This window comes from Bacteroidota bacterium (assembly GCA_016722565.1).
Lineage (GTDB): Bacteria > Bacteroidota > Bacteroidia > 2-12-FULL-35-15 > 2-12-FULL-35-15 > 2-12-FULL-35-15.
The window spans coordinates 82,835-103,756 of the sequence record JADKIU010000002.1 but is presented as its reverse complement, the minus strand read 5'-3'; the positions used below and the strand labels follow the sequence as shown (position 1 = coordinate 103,756).

The window sequence follows — 20,922 nt, the reverse complement described above, 5'->3', positions numbered from 1 at the left end:
ATGACAGATTTCTCGACTCCGCTCGAAATGACATACTAATAATCATTCATATTACATTGGCGGAGGCAATGGCGGTGGAACAGCAGAAAATAATTTTGCTATTTCTGCCACTTGCTCTGCAGCAGCCCAGGCAGCCATTCCATTTTTCCAAATCATCGATTCTTTTTTCAATGAACCTTGTTGAATCATTTGTGCCATCACTTGTTCGGTAAACGGACCAGTTTGTGCTCCATTCACTGCAACAAAATATTGCGTAGCCGGTGGCGGTGGTGGCGGTGTATTGTTATTCTGATTATTAACGTTTTGATTTTGATTGAACATGTTGTTCATTTGGTTCCCCATTCCCATGCCCATACCCATTCCTAAGCCTGCTCCCATCATGCTATTGCCATTTTCGGCAGCTTTCTCCATGGAGTTCGCAGCTTGATATTGTGTAAAGGCATTCAGGTTTCCAATAATACCCATACTGCTTCTTTTGTCCAAGGCAGCTTCTACATCCGGTGGCAAAGAAATATTCTCAATCAATAATTTGGTTACTTCAATCCCAATTTCTTTAAACTCTGGATTTATTTTATTTCCTATCAATTTTGATAGTTCATCATAATTGGATGCCATGTCCAATACCGGAATTTTACTTTCGGCAATCGCATCTGTAAAACGAGTAATTACCATATTTCGCAATTGCTCAGTTACTTCTTCTGTGGTAAAATGCTGATCCGTTCCGGCAATTTCCTTTAAGAATAACTTTGCATCTACAACACGAATCGCATAGTTTCCAAAAGCACGAATACGTATCGGTCCAAATTCTGCATCACGCAACATGATCGGATTTTTTGTGCCCCATTTTTGATTCGTAAATTGTTTCGTATTTACAAAATAAACTTCCGCTTTAAACGGACTGTTAAAACCATATTTCCAACCTTTCAAGGTGGTCATAATCGGCATATTTTGGGTCTGCAATTCATACATTCCGGGTTTGTATTCATCTGCCATTTGACCTTCATTTACAAACACGGCAACTTGTGATTCGCGAACGGTCAACTTCGCACCCATCTTTATTTCATTTTGGTAACGGGGAAAACGCCATACCATTGTATCATTCGAGCTATCCGTCCACTCGATTATATCTACAAATTCACCTTTTAATTTATCAAATAGTCCCATCTTTTTGTGATTTTTATTATCCACCGAATCCGAACGAGGATAAGGTAGAATTGGTTAAACAATACATTATTCAAACATAATCCAATTGCCTCAAATAGGCAAAAAAAAATTACTTAATCTTCTGCTAAAACAATTAATTTGTCATCTGCTGTAAAACGCAGCGTTTTTGATTTTACAGGATTGCAATTCACTCCGTATGCTTTTGAACTATCATGCGACAATGAAGCGATACGATAGCCAATTGCGGTCTCACCTTTTTGTTTCGCGCTTTCAAGAATCGTATAAAAATTTACTTCTTCTCCCGATTTAATATAATCGCTCATCGGTTTTAGATAAATTTCGCTACCATCGGCATCAAATAAATCTTCAAAAACTCTCATCAAATATTTATTCTCAGAAACTTGTGACATTAATAAACTGATTAATTTATCGCTTACAATAAAATCATCTGCTTTCGTAACTTCTGCCAAATCTCTGTTACGTAAATCCAACATTTCGCTTACAACTTTTATATCTTTTCCTGTTTCTTCCATCACTCTGCGAATATGGAGTAAGCTAATCAATGTCTGTGCATCTGCATCTTGTAATTCCAATTCATCTTTGTAACATAACAATTGAACGCTATCATAAGAAGTAACATTCAAATCATCAATCACATTTCGAGCTGTTGTATCCGCACAAGCAAACTCCAATTTGATGTTCTTCAAATTGGCAGCAGCATCTTTACTTCATCTAAGTGATCGTAGGAAGAAACAACTTTCATGTAGGATCCAGCGCCAACATAATTATCCATCTCTCTAATAATTGTAATGGCGCGCTTATTCCAACCCAGTAACAATATTTTTTCAGAAACAATTTTTGATGAATTGTTATTTACAATTGCTGCTAAATTCATTACTGCTGGACTATTTTTTGAAACGATCAAGGTATCGTCATCTTCCGTTATTGCAATCACTTTATCGCCTTTGACAATTTTGTAATTCATATCCGGATTGATTTTTACGCTTCCATCTGCATACTGCAAACCTATCACAGTAGAATCTTCGTAAGCCACAACTGCATCTGCAAAGGTTTTTCCAATCAGTAGACTTTCTTCATTAAAATATATTTCGGCCCCATCAAAATCCATTAGTTCCGTGTAAACGATGCTTAAACCACTTTGTCGAGATGTTTGCACCATAATACGCGCAATTACATCATCTGTTAAAACCAATTCCACTTCATCTTTTCCTACCATTTTTGCTACTTCCAAATTCTTCTCATCTTTTATCTCGGCAACAATGTGATAAGGTGCTTCTCTTCGATCAGGATTGTTTGTAATTGCCAAAATTGTTTTGATGGTTTGAGGATCAGGATTTCCTTCTTCGGGTGCAAGAATAATGATGGAACGAGAAGCTTGCGGATTAGATATTGCCAAATCCGCTAAGTCATTTGGACTGCCATTTCTACAAATAACTTTGGTGTTTCTTAAATCACCTAATTTATCCCGGATCTCATCTTCCATTTCCACTTTATCTTTATCAGCAAGGATGACAATGCGTGGATTTTTTTGATTTTCGTTGGAAATAACCAATTCAGAAATGATTGTGAATACCTTTGATGACCAACCTAAAATCAAGGTATGATTATTTTCAATGACAAAACTTTTTCCTTTTCTAAGTTGCTCCAGTTTATCATTGATTCCATTGGATAAAACCCCAATTAAAGCTGAGAATATAAAAATACCTCCAAGTGTTACAATTAAACCAACTGCCCGGTAATCCCAACCGCTATCACCTCCAACAGTACCAGCATCCATTGTCCGCATTAAGCTTTGCCAAGCACTTTCAATAAAGTTCATGGGTTCGCCATCTGATGGAGCGATTTGAAACATGGAAAGAACAAACGCAGCTATTGATACAACAAATAAGGACATAACAGCTAATAACGAAATCATCGCAATAGGTCCTTTACTCATTAAATTATCAAACTTATATCTGAACTTTTGAGAAAAACTTATTTTTTTCATAAATATCGATTGGAATAGTAGTTTTTATTGAATAGTCATTTCAAATATATACAGAAAATGGCTATACTTACAAAAAATATAACGATATAATGAAGCCCATGCATATTGTAATAATTGGTGGCGGTGCAGCTGGTTTTTTCACAGCAATTAATAGTCCGAAATCACCCGGTATTACGATTACCTTATTGGAAAAAAGCAATAAATTACTTTCTAAAGTTCGTGTTTCGGGAGGTGGACGATGCAATGTGACGCATGCTTGTTTCGACAATAACTTATTGATTAAAAATTATCCTCGTGGTGAGAAGGAATTGAGAAGTGCTTTTAGCCGATTTACTACCACAGATACCATCAAATGGTTTGAAGAAAGAGGTGTTCAATTAAAAACAGAAGCAGACGGAAGAATGTTTCCTACATCAGATAACTCCGAAACCATTATTAATTGTCTTACTAAAGAAGCAGAAAAAAATAACGTAAACATAAAGTTAAATGTTTCGATTGAAGAAATCATAAAAAATGATGATGGCACATTTACCTTAAAAGCAAATGGTGGTGGTGAATTCCATTGCAATAAACTGGTAATTGCAACTGGGGGTAATCCCAAGGCAGATGCGTATGCCTGGTTGGAAAAACTGGGACATACCATTTCGAAACCGGTTCCTTCCCTCTTTACCTTTAATATTCCCAATAACGAAATCACCAAATTAATGGGAGTTGCTGTTCCCCATGTGAAAGTGAAAGTAGCAGGAACAAAACTCGAATCAGAAGGTCCATTAATGATTACCCACTGGGGAATGAGCGGACCGGCTATTTTAAAAACATCCGCTTGGGGAGCTCGTATATTAAATGATTTCAATTATAATTTCACGGCAATACTTTCATGGTTGCCCATGCATACCGAAGAAAAAATAAAGATTGAATTCAACAATCAAAAAGAAGAAAATCCGGCAAAGTTGATTTTATCAAACTGTCCGTTTGAATTACCAAAACGCCTTTGGGAACATCTGGTAATAAAAGCTGGAATTTCAGATGCAATTCGTTGGGCAGATTTATCGAAGAAAAACGCGAACCTACTTGCACATTATCTGGTGAGTGATGAATATAAAATAGAAGGCAAAACGACTTTTAAAGAAGAGTTTGTTACTTGCGGGGGGATTCAGTTAAAGGAAATTGACTTTTCAAGAATGGAAAGCAAAATTGTTCCTGGACTTTACTTTGCGGGTGAGGTAATGGATATAGATGGCGTTACTGGCGGATTTAATTTCCAAAATGCCTGGAGTAGCTCATGGATAGTAGCAAATAATATCATTTAACATTTTTTATAAATAAATGTATATACATATAATGTATTTGTATTTAATTTTTACATATCTTTGTATCGTAAATTAAAAAGCGATGGAAATCGGAAAGGAAATAAAGCAATCAAAATTTAAAAACGAGCATCAAAAAATGCTAATTAATATCTTATTTACCAGTGGTTGGTTGAGTGCGAAACATGCATGCCACATTAAACCATACGGTATATCCACCCAACAATTTAACATCTTACGCATTTTAAGAGGACAACATCCTAAACCGGCTACAGTAAATTTATTGATTGATCGGATGTTGGATAAAAATTCAAATGCATCCCGATTAGTTGAAAAATTGAGAGTCAAAAAACTAGTCGACCGTGCTGTTTGTCCGGATGACAGAAGAGCCGTAAATGTTGTAATTACTCAAAAAGGATTGGATTTATTAGAAGAACTGGATAAATTAGATGGTGAAATGCTGAAAGAACTGAAGAACCTTTCGGACAAAGAAGCCGCTACCATCAACCAACTGCTCGACAAACTAAGAGGTTAAATTTTTTTACTAATATATATGTATATACATTAAATGTAACTATTTATAAACTACAACTTCAAATAATTAAAAACAACTAAAAACAAAAAAAATGGAAACACAAACAAAAGTATGGTCAATCGATCAAGCGCACTCAAGTGTACACTTCTCAGTAAAACACATGGTTATTGCAAAAGCTAAGGGATCATTCGGAAACTACAAAATAACTGCTGAAACAAAAGGATTGGATTTTGAAAATGCAAAGATTGATCTTGAAATCGATGTCAATTCTATCAATACAGGAGTAGCTGACAGAGACGGTCATTTAAAATCGCCTGACTTTTTTGATGTGGCTAATTTCCCTTCAATCAAGTTTGTATCGAAAGAAATGAAAAAACTTAATGAAGAAGAGTTTATCCTTAAAGGAGATATTACCATCAAAGGAATTACCAAAGCAATTGAGTTTAAAGCAAATTATGGTGGACAAGTAGTTGATCCTTATGGAAATATTCGTGCAGGATTTGCATTAGAAAGCTCTATTGACCGTTTTGATTTTGGTTTGGAATGGAATGCATTATTAGAAGCAGGTGGAGCAATGGTTGGCAAACAAGTGAAGTTAGAAGCTGAAATTGAAATCATCACTTCAAAATAACTTTTTTTTAAACATTGCCACATCTGTATTTGTTTATTTAGATAAAAAAAGAGATGTTTACAGCACATGTAAACGATCATTTAAGCCCCTACTCTATTTGAAGTAGGGGTTTAAATGAAAAACTCACAGGCTATTTAATCTTAAAAAAAAATACAATGAATACATACATGATTAGTATTTCTTTACCAACGGAATTAACAGAAGAGTTTATATTATTAATTCCAAAACAACGAAAACGAATCGATGAATTGATGGATGAAGGAAAAGTACTTCATTACTCTCTTGCATTAGACCGATCTCAAGTTTGGGTGACCCTGATTGCGGGGTCAGAAAAAAAAGCAATGGATCTGTTGGCAACATTCCCACTCATCCATTATATGAAACCTGAAATTTTCGAATTGGCATTTCACAACAGTGTGTCCAACGAATTACCAAAACTTATAATGAACTAAATAACCACCGATTCACTGATTAAAACTTAAAAAAAATCTCACAAATTAATTTTCTCAAACAAAATAATCTGTGAATCTGTGGCAAAACTTTAATAAACGATAAACATGAGTAAAACGATTTTTCACAAAGCAGACGAACGCGGTCATGCCAACCATGGTTGGCTAAATGCAAAACATTCATTCAGTTTTGCAAGCTATCACGACCCAAGCAAAGTACACTTCGGATTACTACGCGTATTGAATGACGATATTGTTGCACCCGGAATGGTATTTGGAATGCACCCGCACGACAATATGGAAATTGTTACCATTCCATTAAGTGGAACACTAGAACATAAAGATAGTATGGGGAATATTGGCGTCATTCGTCCGAACGAAATACAAGCCATGAGTGCCGGATCCGGATTGATGCACAGTGAATACAACCATTCGAAAACAGAAGAAATTAATCTCTTGCAAATTTGGGTTTTCCCAAAGGAAAGAAACATTACTCCCCGTTACGATCAACGTGTATTTTCTGAGGATGATAAAAAAGGAAAATTCAAAACCATTGTCGCGCCCGTTAAAGCTGATGATGTAATGTGGATCAATCAAGATGCCTACTTTTCGTTAGGAAAATTCGATTCCGAAACTGCAATTGATTACACCATTCAACACAAAGGAAATGGAGCTTACATTTTTGTAATTGAAGGAGAGGCAAACATAGAAGGACAAAAAACCGGTAAACGTGACGCAATTGGAATTTGGGAAACCGATTCAATTCATCTTGATATCGCTGCTAATTCAGAAGTATTGGTGATTGAAGTACCAATGAATTAAAATTAGAATCGAACACCAATAATTAAAATATCGTCAATCTGTTCTAAATTTCCTTGCCAGCTTACAATTGACGACTCTAAGACAGACTTCTGTTCCGCCATCGATTTGGACGAATTTTGAAGTAGAATATTTTGCAACTGTTTGTACTTGAATTTTTTTCCTTTAGGCCCACCAAACTGATCGGCATAGCCATCTGTAAAAATATAGAGTGTATCCCCTTTTTCAAAAACAAACTCCTGATGTGTAAATTGCTTTAACTCCTCGCCCACAAAAGCACCTACAGGATGTTTGTCTGCTTTAATTTCAATCAACTCGCCCTTTCTGATAATCCACAAAGGATTAAAAGCACCGGCATATTCAATACTATTTTTAGAATAATCAATACTTACCAAGGCGATGTCCATTCCATCTTTCACTGTTGCTGTTTCCTCCGATTGATGCAACATCCTTGAAATATTTTTATTTACATTATTCAAAATCAGGAATGGTTTAGATAAGCCATAATTAAAAACAGCTTGCTGCAATAAATTATTACCGACAATACTCATAAATGCTCCGGGAACACCATGTCCGGTGCAATCGGCTGCTGCGACCAGCACTTGCGTCCCCCATTCTTCAATCCAATAAAAATCACCACTCACAATATCCTTTGGTTTATAGAGCACAAAACTATCCGGCAACAATCGTTTGATTTGAGAATCTGGTGGAAGAATTGCCATCTGCAAATGTTTCGCATATTTAATACTATCCGTAATTTCTTTATTCTTTGATCCAAGCTGATTGTTCTTCAATTCAATTTCTTCTTTTTGTTTTGATAGTAGAACATTTGCTTTTTGTTTCACTTTATTCCTATTGTATAGCAATAGCGCTACAATCAAGATTAGAAAACAACCGATAATAAGCGAATTTCTCCAAAACTTGGTAATCAATTGATCTTTTTGCAAAAGCTGAATTTCTTGCTCCTTTTTATCAGTATCAAATTTTGTCAACATTTCATTTATTTGTGCAGAATTCTCAGAGTTGTAAAGTGAATCTTTTACTTCACTAAATAATGCTAAATATTCATGTGCCTTCACATAATCATTTAAAGCAACATAACAGTTATGCAAACCATCATAGCTGGTTTTTAAATCATCTAAATCATCGATTTCTTTGGATACGGAAAGCCCTTGGGAATAATAATCAATTGCATTTTTATAATCCTTCTTCATAAAATAAACTTCCCCAATATTATTTAATGCCATGGCTACATTCACTTTATCTTCAAGTTGTCGTTGAATCCCCAATGATTTCGTAAAATAAACTAAGGCATTGTCATAGAATTTCTCCTCAGCATAGATACTCCCAATATTGTTTAACATTAGTGCTATGCGCTTTTTGTTTCCGGTGCTTTCTGAAATTCTCAATGAGCGATTATAATAATCCATTGCATTGGTAAAATCATTCAAATAATAGTACGCTTGCCCTATATTACCATACGACATTGCAATTGAATTTTTATCTCCAATCCCGTTTTCTAAATTTTCTTCTCGAATTTTTAATGCTTTAAAATGATATTCCAACGCTTTTTTATAATCCTGCTGGGCAACATACACACTGCCAATATTATTCAAGCAACCGGCAATCCCCTTTCCGCTTTTGATCATTTCATTTGCTTTCAGCGATTCCAAAAAATTACGGATTGCTTTCTCGTAATCTCCCATAAAGTAATAGTTTGTCCCTAACTGATTCGTTACATTTGAAATCCCACGTTGATCTCCATTTTTTTGAGCTATCTCATATGCCTGATTCAAATATTCGATTCCCTTGTTGGGGTTACTATCATTGTAATAGTCGGCAATTTCTAACAATGCGCTAACTCTTGCCGTATCCGGCTGACTGGAGTTCACTATTTCAAAAAGACTATCCGGTGGCGTTTGAGAAAAAACAGCCAAACTGGAAAGAAAAATGAATACAAAAGATGCAGTAAACTTTACTTTAAACATGTGTTATATTTTAAATCCTAAAACCAATACATCATCAACTTGCTCTAGATTGCCTTTCCAATTGATAAAAACTTCCTCCAGCTTCAATTCTTGTTCACGCATTGTCAATTTATGCATATCAATTAACGTTTGTTTCAACAACTTCGACCTAAACTTTTTCTTATCCTTACCACCAAACTGATCAGCAAATCCATCTGAAAACATGTAAATAATATCTTCGTCTTCCAATTGAATCTGATGTGCAACATATTCCTGATAATCTTCTACATGTCCGGCAATGGAAGCCTTGGTAGGTTTGTATTCGATAATTTCATTTTTTCGAAGTATCCAGATTGGACGGTTTGCACCGGCATATTGCAACACTTTTGTTTTTGTATTTAACGAACACAAGGCGATATCCATTCCATCTCTTGAAGACTGAGACCCTTTTGATTGTTTTAGTGCACGCTTAATACTAATATTTAACAAGGACAATATTTGTGGCAATTGTTCAACTTTCTTATCAATAAAACTATTCAACTTATCAATACCAATCATACTCATAAATGCTCCGGGAACACCATGTCCTGTACAATCGGCAACTGCAAAATAAACGGATCCATTTAACTCATTAAACCAATAAAAATCGCCACTCACAACATCTTTTGGCAAGTATAAACCAAATCCTCCTTTTGGAAAATGCTTAGCAAGGATGGTAACATCCGGCAACATCGATTCTTGAATTTTTTTCGCATAATTAATACTATCTTGAATTTCCTTTTTCTTTTCTGCCAATTCAATGTTGGTCTTTTTAATTTGTTTATACGCTTTGTAAATAAAAAAGGAAAGTACCAAGGCAAGGAGCAAAATACCGGCAACGAAAAATATAATAATATTACTCTTCTTTAGTTTTTCAGTTTGCGACTTCACTTTTAATGCTTGAATTTCTTCCTTTTGCTTAAGCAATTCTATCTCCTTCTCATTCTTTTCATTTTCCAAGCGTTTTTCCATTTCTTGCACCTGCAACATACCATCAACATCATCAATAGAATCTTTTAAGGCTAGATATCTATTCTTGAAATAATACGCTTTTTCGAAATTTTTCAAATTTGCATATACATCGGCTAATCCATCATAAGCATCCAATCTAAAATTATTGTTTTTGCTCTCTTGAAATTCTAAAACACTAAGCCCTTTTAGATAATAATCCAATGCTGTTTTAAATTCCTTCTTATGACTATAAACTTCGCCAATATTGGTGTACAAACCGGCAGCCATTGATGAATCGTTGGCCTCCTGAAAAACATCAATCGCAATTCGATAATAATTTAATGCTTCATCATAATCACCTAACAAATCGCTAATCGTACCTAAACCATTATTAACCGATGCAATTCCAATCTTAAAATCCGTTTTTTCAAATTCAGCCAAAGCCAGTGAATAATACTTTTTTGCATCTTGGTAACGACCTAAATCTTTACATGCGATTCCAATATTATTACAAGCAATAGCAAATCGTCCCGGCTTATTCTGCAACTTAGCAATATCAGCCACTTTTTTGAAATATTTTAAACAAAGTTCATTCTTCTTTTGATTGGAATAGATGATTCCAATCTTATTATAACAAGAAGACAATGTGCTATACATTTTCTTATTTTCTCCAACCACTGTCGCTTTGAGATAATGCTTTAATGCTTCCGAATAGATTAACTGTTCAGCATAATAATCTCCTAACAAACTATTTGCTAAACAAATGCCTTTATCATACTTAATACGTTCCGATAATTCCAGCGCCTCGCGCATAAAACCAACTCCCTTTACTATCTCTTTGTCATCATAGACATTTGCCATTTGAATTAACAAATTCACCTTCGAAGTATCTTCAACCGTTTTTGAATATACTGCATACAAACTATCAATTTTCGATTGTTGCGCCTGAAGTTGAGTCGTCAAGAGCAACACTAAAAAACATGTAAAAAATCGTTTCATCTATTTTATTAAATCATTTTTATCTAACTAAACGCGCATGCCAATCACCAAAATATCATCAATTTGCTCCAAATTTCCCTGCCAATCCAACATTGTTTTCTCCAAAATAGATTTTTGAACATCCATTGGTTTTGAAGCAATTGATATCAGTAATTGCTGAAATTGTTTGTTCTTGAATTTCTTTCCTTTCGGACCACCAAATTGATCAGAAAAACCATCTGTAAACACATACAACATATCACCTTTTTGAGTCTGAAACTCATTGTGAGTGAACGATTGTAATTCTTCTCCCAAAAATTCTCCAACGGGCTGCTTATCTCCTTTTATTTCAATCAGCTCATTATTTCGAACAATCCATAAAGGATTAAAAGCACCTGAGAACTCAACTAAACCTGTCGCTTTATCAATGCTCACCAAGGCGATATCCATTCCATCTTTTACTGTAACTACTTCAGCAGATTGATGCAACATTCTTGAAATATTTTTATTTAGATTGTTTAGAATTAAAAATGGTTTCGACAAACCATAATTGAACACTGCCTGCTGTAACAAATTGTTACCAACAATACTCATAAAAGCACCAGGAACACCATGTCCGGTGCAATCTGCCGCTGCAACTAAAATCTGACTGCCCCACTCTTCTATCCAGTAAAAGTCGCCACTTACAATGTCTTTAGGTTTATACAATACAAAACTATCGGGCAACAATCGCTTTACCTGAATGTCGGGAGGAAGAATAGCCATTTGCAAATTCTTCGCATATTTGATACTATCTGTTATTTCCTTGTTCTTATGCTCCAGCTGACTGTGTTGAAATTGAATCTGCTCTTTTTGCTCTTCAATGCTTTTATTTTTTTCAGCGAGTTCAAGATTGGCTTTTTGCTTTACCTGATTTCTATTATACAACACAACAGTCAATATCAAAACAAATGCACAGATGGCAATTAGTAAATTACGAATCATTGCATTCTTACTGCGGTCTGCTTCCTGATTGAGTTGTTGGATCTCACTTTCTTTTTTCAACAATTCAATCTCTTTATTTTTTTTATCCGTATCGTACTTGGTATTCATCTCTGCAATTTGAGCAGTGCTTTCCTTTGTAAAAATTGAATCCTTAGCAGTGGTATAGGCTTCAAACGACTGGTAAGCTTGCTTATAATTTCCCATTTCATAGTACGTTTGTGCTGTCATTAAATGAGCTTGACTCAATTGTTTTTGTCCATTTATTTCCTTTGACAATTCAATCACTTCCTTTAGTTTATCAATTGCTTGGGGATATTGTTTTTGGTAAGAATATATTTTAGCCAAGGCTAATAATCCGTATGTTTTTTCAGATTTATTACCTAACTGTTCATGTATTTCAATGGACTCTAAAGCATATTTCATGGCATCAGCATATTTCTTTTGCTCCGTTAATATTTCTGAGATATTTGTGAGTGCTGTAGCACAGCCCGTTTTAAAATTTATGTCTTTGTAATATTCATACGATTTTTGAAAATATAAAATTGCCACGTCCGGTTTTCCCTTGTAATAAGCAACTCCACCAATATTACTGTAAGCACCTCCCAATCCTTTTTTATCTCTTAAATGTGCGTATATATTTACAGCCATTTGAAAATAATCTTGCGCTTTATCAAAGTTACTTTGAGCCCAATAAATTAATCCAACATTATTATAAGAGCTTGCCATCCCTCGTTCTTCTTTCAACTCTTCATCTATCTCCAAAGAAATCAAGTAATACTTTAACGCTTTATCATAATTCCCTTGATAGTAGTGAAGCGACCCGATGTTATTATAAGATGTAGACATTGCTCGCTTATCTCCCAATTCCTGATTGATTTTCAGAGAGAACATATAATATTCCATTGCTTTCTCATTCTCTGCCAAGTGTGAATAAATCATTCCTAGCAAATGATAACAATTGGCTATCCCCTTCTTAAAACTATTCTGCTGCGCCAATGCTAACGCTTTCAACGCATATTGCTTCGCCTTTTCAGGTTCATTATTTCTATACTCGGATGCCAACTTTACCATGCAATTCACCTTCACCGTGTCCACCTGAGATTGACTCAATACTTTCTCCAAACTATCAAGCGTTTGCTTGTTTTGAGAAAAGGAAGACGTGGTAAATAGTAAAAAAACAATAAAAGCAAAAATTCTATTCGGAATCATAGTCAATAGGAGTACTTCGTGTTTCAAATCCTATGCAATATAATAATAAAAAAATCTAATGCAAAATAGACAGATAAAACCTCGGCAACAAGCCAATAAGTCATTTAAAATCAAACTAATCGGACAATTCGTCCTAATAAAAGCATCAACCCGCTTTGGAACAAATTTTGACTTTATTCACCGACTAAATGATTAGAAAAGATTATATAGAAAAACAAGTTGAACAATTAGCCCTTGTGATTGCACGCATAATTAGTGAGATGACAAATGCAAAAACATCCGGTAAAATCGATTCAGGAATCAGCATTGCTGATGAATTTTTAAAAACCGAATTCGATGTGGAATTTGCCAAACTTGCTGTTATGGACAAACAACATTTAGTTAATTATTTAATTAAAAACAAAAACATACATATTCACAAACTAGATCTTTTGGCCGATGTACTTTTCGCAACAGCAGAATTACACGAAAAATCCGAAAAGAATAACATCGCTAAAAGTCTTTTTGAAAAAACACTTGTGATATACACATTTGTAAATAATGAACAGAAAACATTTTCACAAACTAGACAAGAAAAAATTAGTCAAATAAACTCAAAACTATGAACTTAAATAACTACACCATCAAATCGCAAGAAGCCGTGCAACAAGCCGTGCAAATTGCAACTATCAATGGACAACAATCTATTGAAAACGGACATATCCTAAAAGGTATTCTGGAAGTAGATGAGCATGTTACCCCATTTATCTTAAAAAAACTGAATGTAAACACGTCCATCTTCACCAAAGCCTTGGATAAAATTGTTGAGAGCTATCCAAAAGTTTCGGGCGGACAACCCTTCCTATCCAATAATGCAAACCAAGCCATTGCAAAAGCCAGCAGTTATTTGAAAGAATTTGGTGATGAATATGTTTCTATCGAACATTTGTTGCTGGCATTATTAACCACCAAAGACACCATTTCACAATTATTAAAAGACAATGGCGTAACTGAAAAAGATTTAAAAGCTGCAATTGCTGAATTAAGAAAAGGTGCCAAAGTAACCAGCCAAACTGCTGAGGATACTTATAACGCCTTAAATAAATATGCAATCAACCTGAATAACCAAGCAAAAAACGGAAAGCTTGATCCGGTAATTGGTCGCGATGAAGAAATCCGTAGAGTACTTCAAATCCTTTCCCGTAGAACAAAAAACAATCCGATTTTAGTTGGTGAACCGGGTGTTGGTAAAACAGCAATTGCAGAAGGATTAGCACACCGAATTATTAATGGTGATGTTCCTGAAAATTTAAAATCAAAACAAATTTATTCGCTCGACATGGGCTCATTGATTGCCGGTGCAAAATTTAAAGGAGAATTCGAAGAGCGATTAAAATCGGTTGTCAAAGAAGTAATTTCCGCAGAAGGAGAAATCATTCTATTCATTGATGAAATCCATACACTTGTTGGCGCAGGAGGTGGCGAAGGTGCAATGGATGCGGCAAACATCTTAAAACCTGCTCTTGCTCGTGGCGAATTGCGTGCAATCGGAGCAACTACTTTAAATGAATTTCAAAAATATTTTGAAAAAGATAAAGCACTCGAAAGACGTTTCCAAAAAGTAATGGTTGATGAGCCAAGTGCTGAAGATGCTATCTCCATCTTAAGAGGTATCAAAGAAAAGTATGAAACACATCATAAAGTGCGTATCAAGGATGAAGCGATTATTGCGGCTGTCGAATTATCACAACGTTATATCAACGATCGTTTTTTACCGGACAAAGCCATCGACTTAATGGATGAAGCAGCTTCTAAACTTAGAATGCAAATCAACTCGATGCCAATAGAATTAGATGAGGTAGAACGTAAGATTCGTCAATTAGAAATCGAACGTGAGGCAATCAAACGGGAAAATGACACAAAAAAACTAGAAGAACTTCACAAAGAAATTGCTGAACTTTCTGACAAGAGAAGTGATTTACGCGCAAAATGGCAAGGTGAAAAGGAAGTAGTAGAAGGAATTCAAAAGGTTAAAGAACAAATTGAAAATTTCAAATTTGAAGCCGACCAAGCAGAACGCAATGGTGATTATGGTAAAGTAGCGGAAATTCGTTACGGAAAAATTAAGGATGCTGAAATTCAATTAAAATCATTTGAAAGTAAACTTGCTGAGATGCAACAAAGCGGTTCTCAAATGATAAAAGAAGAGGTAGGAAGTGAAGACATTGCAGAAGTAATTGCGGTGTGGACAGGTATTCCGGTATCACGAATGCTTCAAAGTGAACGCGAAAAACTATTACACTTAGAAGATGAATTGCACAAGCGTGTTGTAGGACAAGATGAAGCGATTGAAGCCATCAGCGATGCTGTGAGAAGAAGTCGTGCAGGATTGCAAGACACCAAACGACCAATAGGCTCTTTCATCTTCCTTGGAACAACCGGTGTCGGCAAAACAGAATTGGCAAAAGCACTCGCTGAATTCTTGTTCAACAACGAAAACAGCATGACACGGATCGACATGAGTGAATACCAAGAGCGCCATGCTGTAAGTCGATTGGTTGGAGCACCTCCGGGATATGTAGGCTACGAAGAAGGCGGGCAATTGACAGAGGCTGTTCGAAGAAAGCCATACAGTGTTGTATTGCTAGATGAAATTGAAAAAGCACATCCGGATGTATTTAACATCTTGTTACAAGTTTTGGATGATGGCCGACTAACAGATAACAAAGGACGCGTGGTGAATTTCAAAAACACTATCATCATCATGACATCCAACATGGGCTCACATTTGATTCAAGAAAACTTTGAAAAGTTGACCGATAAAAATAGAGAACAAATTATGGCGAAAACGAAGGTGGAAGTTTTTGAATTATTAAAGAAAACCATTCGCCCAGAATTTTTGAATCGAATTGATGAAACCATTATGTTCACGCCATTAAACAGAGAAGACGTTCACAGGATTGTTGAACTTCAATTTACCGGAATTGCTAAAATGCTGGAAGAAAACGACATCCACATTTCAGCAACCCCTGAAGCAATAGATTGGTTGGCACAACTTGGATTTGACCCTCAGTTTGGTGCTAGACCAGTAAAACGAGTAATGCAAAAACGGGTGCTAAACGAACTTTCTAAACAGATTTTGGCAGGGAAAGTAGAAAAAGATGCTAAAATAGTATTGGATGTTTTCAACAACGAGTTTGTATTCAGAAACCCAATTGATGCTGACAAAAAGGCTAAAAAGGAGAAGTCTAAATAACCATTAAAAGAAATGCCAATAGCTGTTAAAATATGTTAAGCACAAAACAATTGGCAGAGATATTGTGTTATATAAGTAATTAAAATCAAAAGAAAATGAAACTTATGAAAACTAAAAAAGAAGTGATAGATACCCGCCCAAAGTTCAAATTACAAATTGATACTCGAACAACAATTACCGTTCGTACAGCAGGTGCTCTAAAAGCATGGCAGGAGAAATATCCTGAAGCAAAGCTGATAGACTAATCAGCAGAACAACATCCCCATTCAAAAATGCCCTTCTCTGAGATATCGGAGCAGGGCATTTTTACTTCGTTTTTACGAAATTTCAGCCCCCATTTTCAGCCTTTTATCTAAAAACTTGCTGATGGTTTTATGAAAGGAGTATATTTGTGCTCAAATTAAAAAAAGCATGAAAAAAGTACTTTTTGCGATTAGTTTATTTTGTTCGATTGCTACCGGATTTGCTAAGGAAGTTGGTGATGAGCCCGTAGAGGAAATGGTCGATAACTCTATCGTAATTGAGCGTATTACAAACGATGACATTGAGGTGACGATTCCTTCTTTAATTTTTACTTTTAAAGAAGCAGAAATCAACTTACGATTTATTAACCCTAATCATACAAAACTCCTTTTAAATAAAGGCAAAATCAACTTTATAATTAATGGAGAAGATAAAGTAATTGAATTTGTAGATGGAAAAGCAAGTTTTATCCAAAAGTTTGACACCAAAAAGAATTTAACAATTTATACCGAAGACTTTAGCTTCAATACAACAGTTACTGCCTACCCCCTATGGGCCTTTTTTGTGCCTATCGGCTTTATTGTATTGTGGCTCATCAAGCGCATGATGAAAAAATAATTTGTTTGTAGTGGTAGAAGCAAAAAAGCCAAGAGATTTTTCTCCTGGCTTTTTTGTTATGTCCTAGTTGCTATTTCCTCACTTTCTTGATGGATAGAGTAATCGAAAAGCATTAAAAACAGATTGATGGGTGACCGTTGCATGATCTTCTTCCGGTAAATAATCAAAAAGTATATTTAAACTTTTACTCTTGCTATTTTTTAATTTTTCAGCCAACAAATTTGCATCTACTTCCATCACATGCGGCTCTGCTGTATTCGCCAATCCTTCCTTCCCTACTCCAATATAAATATCCGTTTTTTGAGTAAAAGATTCTTCATATACAACCGATGACTGTTTCAACATAGAACCATTGTTCCACCACAAACTCGGACTAATAATCACATACTTATTAAACAAAGTGGGTTTGGTTAATAAAATTTCCGTTGCCAATAACCCACCTAATGATTGACCAATAATCATTTTTGAATCAGTCGTTTTATATTTTTTTTCAATAAATGGTTGAAGCTCCTTTTCAATAAATGCGATAAATTTATCTGATTGACCGGTTGTAGGATATCTTTTTTTATCCGCCTCTACCGTGGTAGGAAAACTAAAATCTCTCTTTCGATCAATGTTTGCAATTCCTACTACAATTGACTTTGGAACTCGATCAATCCAAGGGAAATTATTAAATTGAACCAGTCCTACGATATGAATAAAATCCTCATCCGCTGAGCCATCCAACAAATAGATAACCGGATATTTTATGGTGTCATTCTTAGAATATCCTTCTGGAAGATAAATGTTCAGGATTCTGGTTTCGGATAACTCTACAGATTTGATTTCCTCTATCACACCAAGAACAAACGGTTTGCTTGAATCAACTGATTTTGCGTTCTTGGTTTGTGCAAAAGATGAAACAGCAACCATTGCAAATAAACATATAAGTATTCTCATCGTTCGTATTTTATACTTTCAAATATACGGATTTCCCCATTACACTGTAATTACTACATTGCCTGTCTTCTCACCGGTTTCAACATATTTAGTTGCTTCGATAATTTTCTCCAAGGGGAATATTTTATCAATTACAGCTTTGTAACGTCCTTGTTCTATAATCGATTTAAATAAAAGAATATCTTTCTGACTATCGGTAGGAATCGGAAACTTCACTTTTTTACCACCCAATAATGGTGTAAATAAAGCATAAAAAACATTTTGAGAATACGCACCCAATTCCGATGAATAATAAATACCACCGGGTTTCAATATTTTCTTACATTTTAAAAATGTACTTTTTCCAACAGCATCCAACACCACATCGTAAACTTCCTTCTTCTCAGTAAACTCTTCTTTCAAATAATCAATCACGCGGTTTGCTCCCAATGATTTAACTAAGTCTATGGTTTTTGTATTGCAAACTGCTGTAACATGAGCACCATAATAATTTGCCAACTGAACAGCAGCAGACCCAATTGAGCCGGAAGCACCATTGATAAGGATGCGGGGATTTTTTTTAAAATCGATTTTCCCAATATAATTAATTGCAAGCATCAAGCCATCACAGACAGCCGCAGCTTCTTCATACGACATATTAATCGGTTTCAATGCGATGGAACCATTTTCGGGAATACAAATGTATTCGGCATGTGTTCCGAATTGATATGTTTTTAAACCAAACACAGCATCACCCACTTTAAATTTTGTCACATTTTTGCCAATCGCTTCCACATCCCCTGCCAGTTCAGAACCTAATATTGTGTTTTTCGGTTTAAACATTCCACCCACAATTCGCACTGCAAAATATTCAGGATCCCTAAAACCCGTATCTGTTCGATTCACAGTCGTGGCTCGAATACGTATCAATACTTCATTGTCTTTAGGAATCGGTTTTGGCACTTCTTTAAGTTGAAGCACTTCGGGTGGTCCGTATTTAGTATATACAATTGCTCTCATAAGAAGTTTCTCATTAAATGATAACAGATGACGAGCAAAGAAACGAATTGTTACAACAACTCGCGTAAAAATGTCACGTATTCTTTTCCTCTGTTTTCAGCAAAATAGTCAAGCAACAACATAAAACCTGCTTGAATAAACAATCCCACTCCTCCTCCTTTCAAAATAGAATTACTTTTCGTAGCAAAAAACAACACCAGTCCAATCATTATTAGGGCTATTTCAATCCAGCGATAGATTACAAAGTTTTTCATCACTATTTCCATTCTTGGGATTTCTTCAGACTGGATTTTTGATGGCTCATTCGACACCATCGCTTGAACTCTAATTATATCTTTCGGACTACGAATATAAACCGAAGTGCCAACGGTGAGCTGAATCAAAGCAATTAATGCGAATGCAAGGCCAATCCCAGTATAAAATGGCTCTTTTAATTTAAAGAAAAAATAGATGGCAACTGCTATGGTAACTACACCCACTAAAACAAAAAGTAAACTTTCTGATTTTTCTGCATTAAAATACTTTTCAATTGAGGTCATTTTTATTCGGTTATTTTAACAAATTTCTGCTGTCCTAATAGTCTTTTATTCTGATACATCTGTATGAAATAAACTCCATCTTCAAGTGCGGCTAATTCAATCGAGTATTCAGGTTTGTCGAGGACCCCCGTTTTTTGTTTCGCCCCCAACACATTCACGATTCGATAGTTTAAACTCCCTTTAAATGGATGATTTATTGTAATCGAAGTGGAAGCCGGATTGGGGTAAATATAAAATGAAGCGCTAACCTGTTCTAAAGGTGAAATAGCTGTAGGTGTTGCTGTAATAGCTTGAACCAGTGTATCTGAAATACCGCAATGAGTAGCGATGAATGTGACCGTATACGTTCCACCTGTTGGATAAACATGAATCGGATTGCTAACTAAAGAGGAATCACCATCACCAAAGTACCACAAATACGAAGAAGCATTGTTAGATGTATTTGTAAAGGATACTTGATTGGTTCCGGAAACAACAGCGTTAAAACTCGCTATTGGATCATACTCGCCAACATGCCAGTTCATTAAGCTGTCAAATACAATTAATTTTGCAGCTGCACGAATGTTCGCAGCATCCGTTGGTGTTAAGGTTGAATTAAAAGTAATGTCAGTAGGATCTTTCCGAAACATCACTGTATAAAAAGTACATGCAGCCACATAGGTTCCAGCAACAGAGGGATGGCTTTCATCGGGCTGGTATAATTCCAAGGATGGATACAATTGTCGAACATAATTCCAAACTCTTCCTACGGGAGAAACTATGGCATTATTGGAATCGGCCATCATGCGATAACGCAAATCCAATAAACTATCCATTCCTGCATAAGTGCATACAGGAGGCCAGGAGGCGCAGTTGGAAGCATCTCCATTTTTTCTGCCCCAGGTCATATAAAATACCGTTTCAGCACATGGATTATCCGCATTGATGGTACTATCCAACATTTTAGCAAAGGGAAACACATCTGTTTGAACTTGTGAAATCGGGAAAGAAGGCAATTGACTTTGTTCCTGTAATACTACATAATCCCAATTGCCAATGGCAATTTTAGCAAGCGATGTAGCATTTGAAGAATGACCTTGCAAAGTATAACCACCGGGAGCATTACTATCATAAATAAATACGTTACCCGTTGAAGCAGCCATATCCGTTATCATTTGTGGCAAATTGTTTACATAGGTATAACTATTACCAAGAAATAGCGCTCTATAAGTATCTTGCGCATAACAACCAAGAGAAATAAGGAAAGCAATAAGAGAGAATGAATGTTTTTGCATATATAGTATTTTAAGTACTAGAATGACTCAAATA

At 35.5% G+C, this 20,922-nt stretch carries 19 protein-coding genes; 9 read left to right on the top strand and 10 right to left on the bottom strand.

Translation table 11 applies throughout. The annotated features are described in order from the left end of the window. Nucleotides 1-51: 51 nt before the first annotated feature. From IPP64_05750 to IPP64_05740, 3 genes are all read right to left on the bottom strand, one after another. Complete coding sequence (locus IPP64_05750) at nucleotides 52-1,164, bottom strand: SPFH domain-containing protein (protein MBL0328920.1); 1,113 nt, start codon at nucleotides 1,162-1,164, stop codon at nucleotides 52-54. 113 nt (nucleotides 1,165-1,277) lie between these two features. After that, on the bottom strand, nucleotides 1,278-1,871 hold the full coding sequence (locus IPP64_05745) for a hypothetical protein (GenBank protein MBL0328919.1): 594 nt from the start codon (nucleotides 1,869-1,871) through the stop codon (nucleotides 1,278-1,280). Further along, a complete protein-coding gene (locus IPP64_05740) occupies nucleotides 1,868-3,172 on the bottom strand; it encodes a hypothetical protein (protein ID MBL0328918.1) in 1,305 nt (434 codons plus the stop codon). Before IPP64_05740 ends, IPP64_05745 begins: the two co-directional genes overlap by 4 nt. 98 nt (nucleotides 3,173-3,270) lie before the next feature. On the opposite strand from IPP64_05740, the gene IPP64_05735 reads away from it, so the two are divergent. From IPP64_05735 to IPP64_05715, 5 genes are all read left to right on the top strand, one after another. Continuing rightward, on the top strand, nucleotides 3,271-4,482 hold the full coding sequence (locus IPP64_05735; GenBank protein ID MBL0328917.1) for an NAD(P)/FAD-dependent oxidoreductase: 1,212 nt from the start codon (nucleotides 3,271-3,273) through the stop codon (nucleotides 4,480-4,482). An 82-nt stretch (nucleotides 4,483-4,564) separates the two neighbouring features. Continuing rightward, nucleotides 4,565-5,014 (top strand): MarR family transcriptional regulator, encoded by a 450-nt coding sequence (locus tag IPP64_05730; protein ID MBL0328916.1) that lies wholly within the window; start codon nucleotides 4,565-4,567, stop codon nucleotides 5,012-5,014. Nucleotides 5,015-5,105: 91 nt separating this feature from the next. Then, complete coding sequence (locus IPP64_05725) at nucleotides 5,106-5,645, top strand: YceI family protein (GenBank protein ID MBL0328915.1); 540 nt, start codon at nucleotides 5,106-5,108, stop codon at nucleotides 5,643-5,645. Between the two features lie 167 nt (nucleotides 5,646-5,812). Continuing rightward, nucleotides 5,813-6,097, top strand: coding sequence for a hypothetical protein (locus IPP64_05720; GenBank protein MBL0328914.1), 285 nt, complete (start codon nucleotides 5,813-5,815; stop codon nucleotides 6,095-6,097). A 105-nt stretch (nucleotides 6,098-6,202) separates the two neighbouring features. After that, a complete protein-coding gene (locus IPP64_05715) occupies nucleotides 6,203-6,916 on the top strand; it encodes a pirin family protein (GenBank protein MBL0328913.1) in 714 nt (237 codons plus the stop codon). 2 nt (nucleotides 6,917-6,918) lie between these two features. On the opposite strand, the gene IPP64_05710 is transcribed toward IPP64_05715, so the two are convergent. From IPP64_05710 to IPP64_05700, 3 genes are read right to left on the bottom strand one after another with little or no spacing between them, the layout of a single operon-like run. After that, complete coding sequence (locus IPP64_05710; protein ID MBL0328912.1) at nucleotides 6,919-8,901, bottom strand: tetratricopeptide repeat protein; 1,983 nt, start codon at nucleotides 8,899-8,901, stop codon at nucleotides 6,919-6,921. 3 nt (nucleotides 8,902-8,904) lie between these two features. Then, nucleotides 8,905-10,869: a tetratricopeptide repeat protein gene (locus IPP64_05705; protein ID MBL0328911.1), complete on the bottom strand. Its 1,965-nt coding sequence runs from the start codon at nucleotides 10,867-10,869 to the stop codon at nucleotides 8,905-8,907. A 27-nt stretch (nucleotides 10,870-10,896) separates the two neighbouring features. Beyond that, entirely contained in the window at nucleotides 10,897-13,068 is a 2,172-nt protein-coding gene (locus tag IPP64_05700) for a tetratricopeptide repeat protein (protein ID MBL0328910.1), read from the bottom strand. 161 nt (nucleotides 13,069-13,229) lie between these two features. Here IPP64_05700 and IPP64_05695 point away from each other — a divergent pair, with 161 nt between their 5' ends. The 4 genes from IPP64_05695 to IPP64_05680 all read left to right on the top strand — a co-directional run bounded on the left by IPP64_05695 (nucleotide 13,230) and on the right by IPP64_05680 (nucleotide 17,137). Continuing rightward, nucleotides 13,230-13,646: a hypothetical protein gene (locus tag IPP64_05695; GenBank protein MBL0328909.1), complete on the top strand. Its 417-nt coding sequence runs from the start codon at nucleotides 13,230-13,232 to the stop codon at nucleotides 13,644-13,646. Next, nucleotides 13,643-16,276 (top strand): ATP-dependent chaperone ClpB, encoded by a 2,634-nt coding sequence (gene clpB / locus IPP64_05690; GenBank protein ID MBL0328908.1) that lies wholly within the window; start codon nucleotides 13,643-13,645, stop codon nucleotides 16,274-16,276. The genes IPP64_05695 and clpB overlap by 4 nt, the downstream gene beginning before the upstream one ends. 95 nt (nucleotides 16,277-16,371) lie before the next feature. After that, entirely contained in the window at nucleotides 16,372-16,521 is a 150-nt protein-coding gene (locus tag IPP64_05685; protein MBL0328907.1) for a hypothetical protein, read from the top strand. Between the two features lie 166 nt (nucleotides 16,522-16,687). After that, nucleotides 16,688-17,137, top strand: a complete 450-nt coding sequence (locus tag IPP64_05680) for a hypothetical protein (protein MBL0328906.1) — start codon at nucleotides 16,688-16,690, stop codon at nucleotides 17,135-17,137. A gap of 78 nt (nucleotides 17,138-17,215) precedes the next feature. Here the strand turns inward: IPP64_05680 and IPP64_05675 are convergent, their stop codons facing one another. From IPP64_05675 to IPP64_05660, 4 genes are read right to left on the bottom strand one after another with little or no spacing between them, the layout of a single operon-like run. Then, nucleotides 17,216-18,076: an alpha/beta hydrolase gene (locus IPP64_05675; GenBank protein ID MBL0328905.1), complete on the bottom strand. Its 861-nt coding sequence runs from the start codon at nucleotides 18,074-18,076 to the stop codon at nucleotides 17,216-17,218. Between the two features lie 39 nt (nucleotides 18,077-18,115). After that, nucleotides 18,116-19,075: an NAD(P)-dependent alcohol dehydrogenase gene (locus IPP64_05670; GenBank protein MBL0328904.1), complete on the bottom strand. Its 960-nt coding sequence runs from the start codon at nucleotides 19,073-19,075 to the stop codon at nucleotides 18,116-18,118. A gap of 50 nt (nucleotides 19,076-19,125) precedes the next feature. Beyond that, nucleotides 19,126-19,614: a hypothetical protein gene (locus tag IPP64_05665; GenBank protein MBL0328903.1), complete on the bottom strand. Its 489-nt coding sequence runs from the start codon at nucleotides 19,612-19,614 to the stop codon at nucleotides 19,126-19,128. Nucleotides 19,615-19,616: 2 nt separating this feature from the next. Then, the gene (locus IPP64_05660) at nucleotides 19,617-20,888 is read right to left on the bottom strand and encodes a T9SS type A sorting domain-containing protein (protein MBL0328902.1); all 1,272 of its coding nucleotides are present in this window, start codon (nucleotides 20,886-20,888) and stop codon (nucleotides 19,617-19,619) included. Between the last annotated feature and the right edge of the window lie 34 nt (nucleotides 20,889-20,922).

Bases quoted from the DNA above. Each gene is read 5' to 3' on its own strand.
- IPP64_05685 (MBL0328907.1), top strand. From the start codon at position 16,372: ATGAAACTTATGAAAACTAAAAAAGAAGTGATAGATACCCGCCCAAAG.
- IPP64_05695 (MBL0328909.1), top strand. From the start codon at position 13,230: ATGATTAGAAAAGATTATATAGAAAAACAAGTTGAACAATTAGCCCTT.
- clpB (MBL0328908.1), top strand. From the start codon at position 13,643: ATGAACTTAAATAACTACACCATCAAATCGCAAGAAGCCGTGCAACAA.
- IPP64_05735 (MBL0328917.1), top strand. From the start codon at position 3,271: ATGCATATTGTAATAATTGGTGGCGGTGCAGCTGGTTTTTTCACAGCA.
- IPP64_05725 (MBL0328915.1), top strand. From the start codon at position 5,106: ATGGAAACACAAACAAAAGTATGGTCAATCGATCAAGCGCACTCAAGT.
- IPP64_05710 (MBL0328912.1), bottom strand. From the start codon at position 8,901: ATGTTTAAAGTAAAGTTTACTGCATCTTTTGTATTCATTTTTCTTTCC.
- IPP64_05720 (MBL0328914.1), top strand. From the start codon at position 5,813: ATGATTAGTATTTCTTTACCAACGGAATTAACAGAAGAGTTTATATTA.
- IPP64_05660 (MBL0328902.1), bottom strand. From the start codon at position 20,888: ATGCAAAAACATTCATTCTCTCTTATTGCTTTCCTTATTTCTCTTGGT.
- IPP64_05670 (MBL0328904.1), bottom strand. From the start codon at position 19,075: ATGAGAGCAATTGTATATACTAAATACGGACCACCCGAAGTGCTTCAA.
- IPP64_05730 (MBL0328916.1), top strand. From the start codon at position 4,565: ATGGAAATCGGAAAGGAAATAAAGCAATCAAAATTTAAAAACGAGCAT.
- IPP64_05665 (MBL0328903.1), bottom strand. From the start codon at position 19,614: ATGACCTCAATTGAAAAGTATTTTAATGCAGAAAAATCAGAAAGTTTA.
- IPP64_05705 (MBL0328911.1), bottom strand. From the start codon at position 10,869: ATGAAACGATTTTTTACATGTTTTTTAGTGTTGCTCTTGACGACTCAA.
- IPP64_05715 (MBL0328913.1), top strand. From the start codon at position 6,203: ATGAGTAAAACGATTTTTCACAAAGCAGACGAACGCGGTCATGCCAAC.
- IPP64_05750 (MBL0328920.1), bottom strand. From the start codon at position 1,164: ATGGGACTATTTGATAAATTAAAAGGTGAATTTGTAGATATAATCGAG.
- IPP64_05740 (MBL0328918.1), bottom strand. From the start codon at position 3,172: ATGAAAAAAATAAGTTTTTCTCAAAAGTTCAGATATAAGTTTGATAAT.
- IPP64_05680 (MBL0328906.1), top strand. From the start codon at position 16,688: ATGAAAAAAGTACTTTTTGCGATTAGTTTATTTTGTTCGATTGCTACC.
- IPP64_05675 (MBL0328905.1), bottom strand. From the start codon at position 18,076: ATGAGAATACTTATATGTTTATTTGCAATGGTTGCTGTTTCATCTTTT.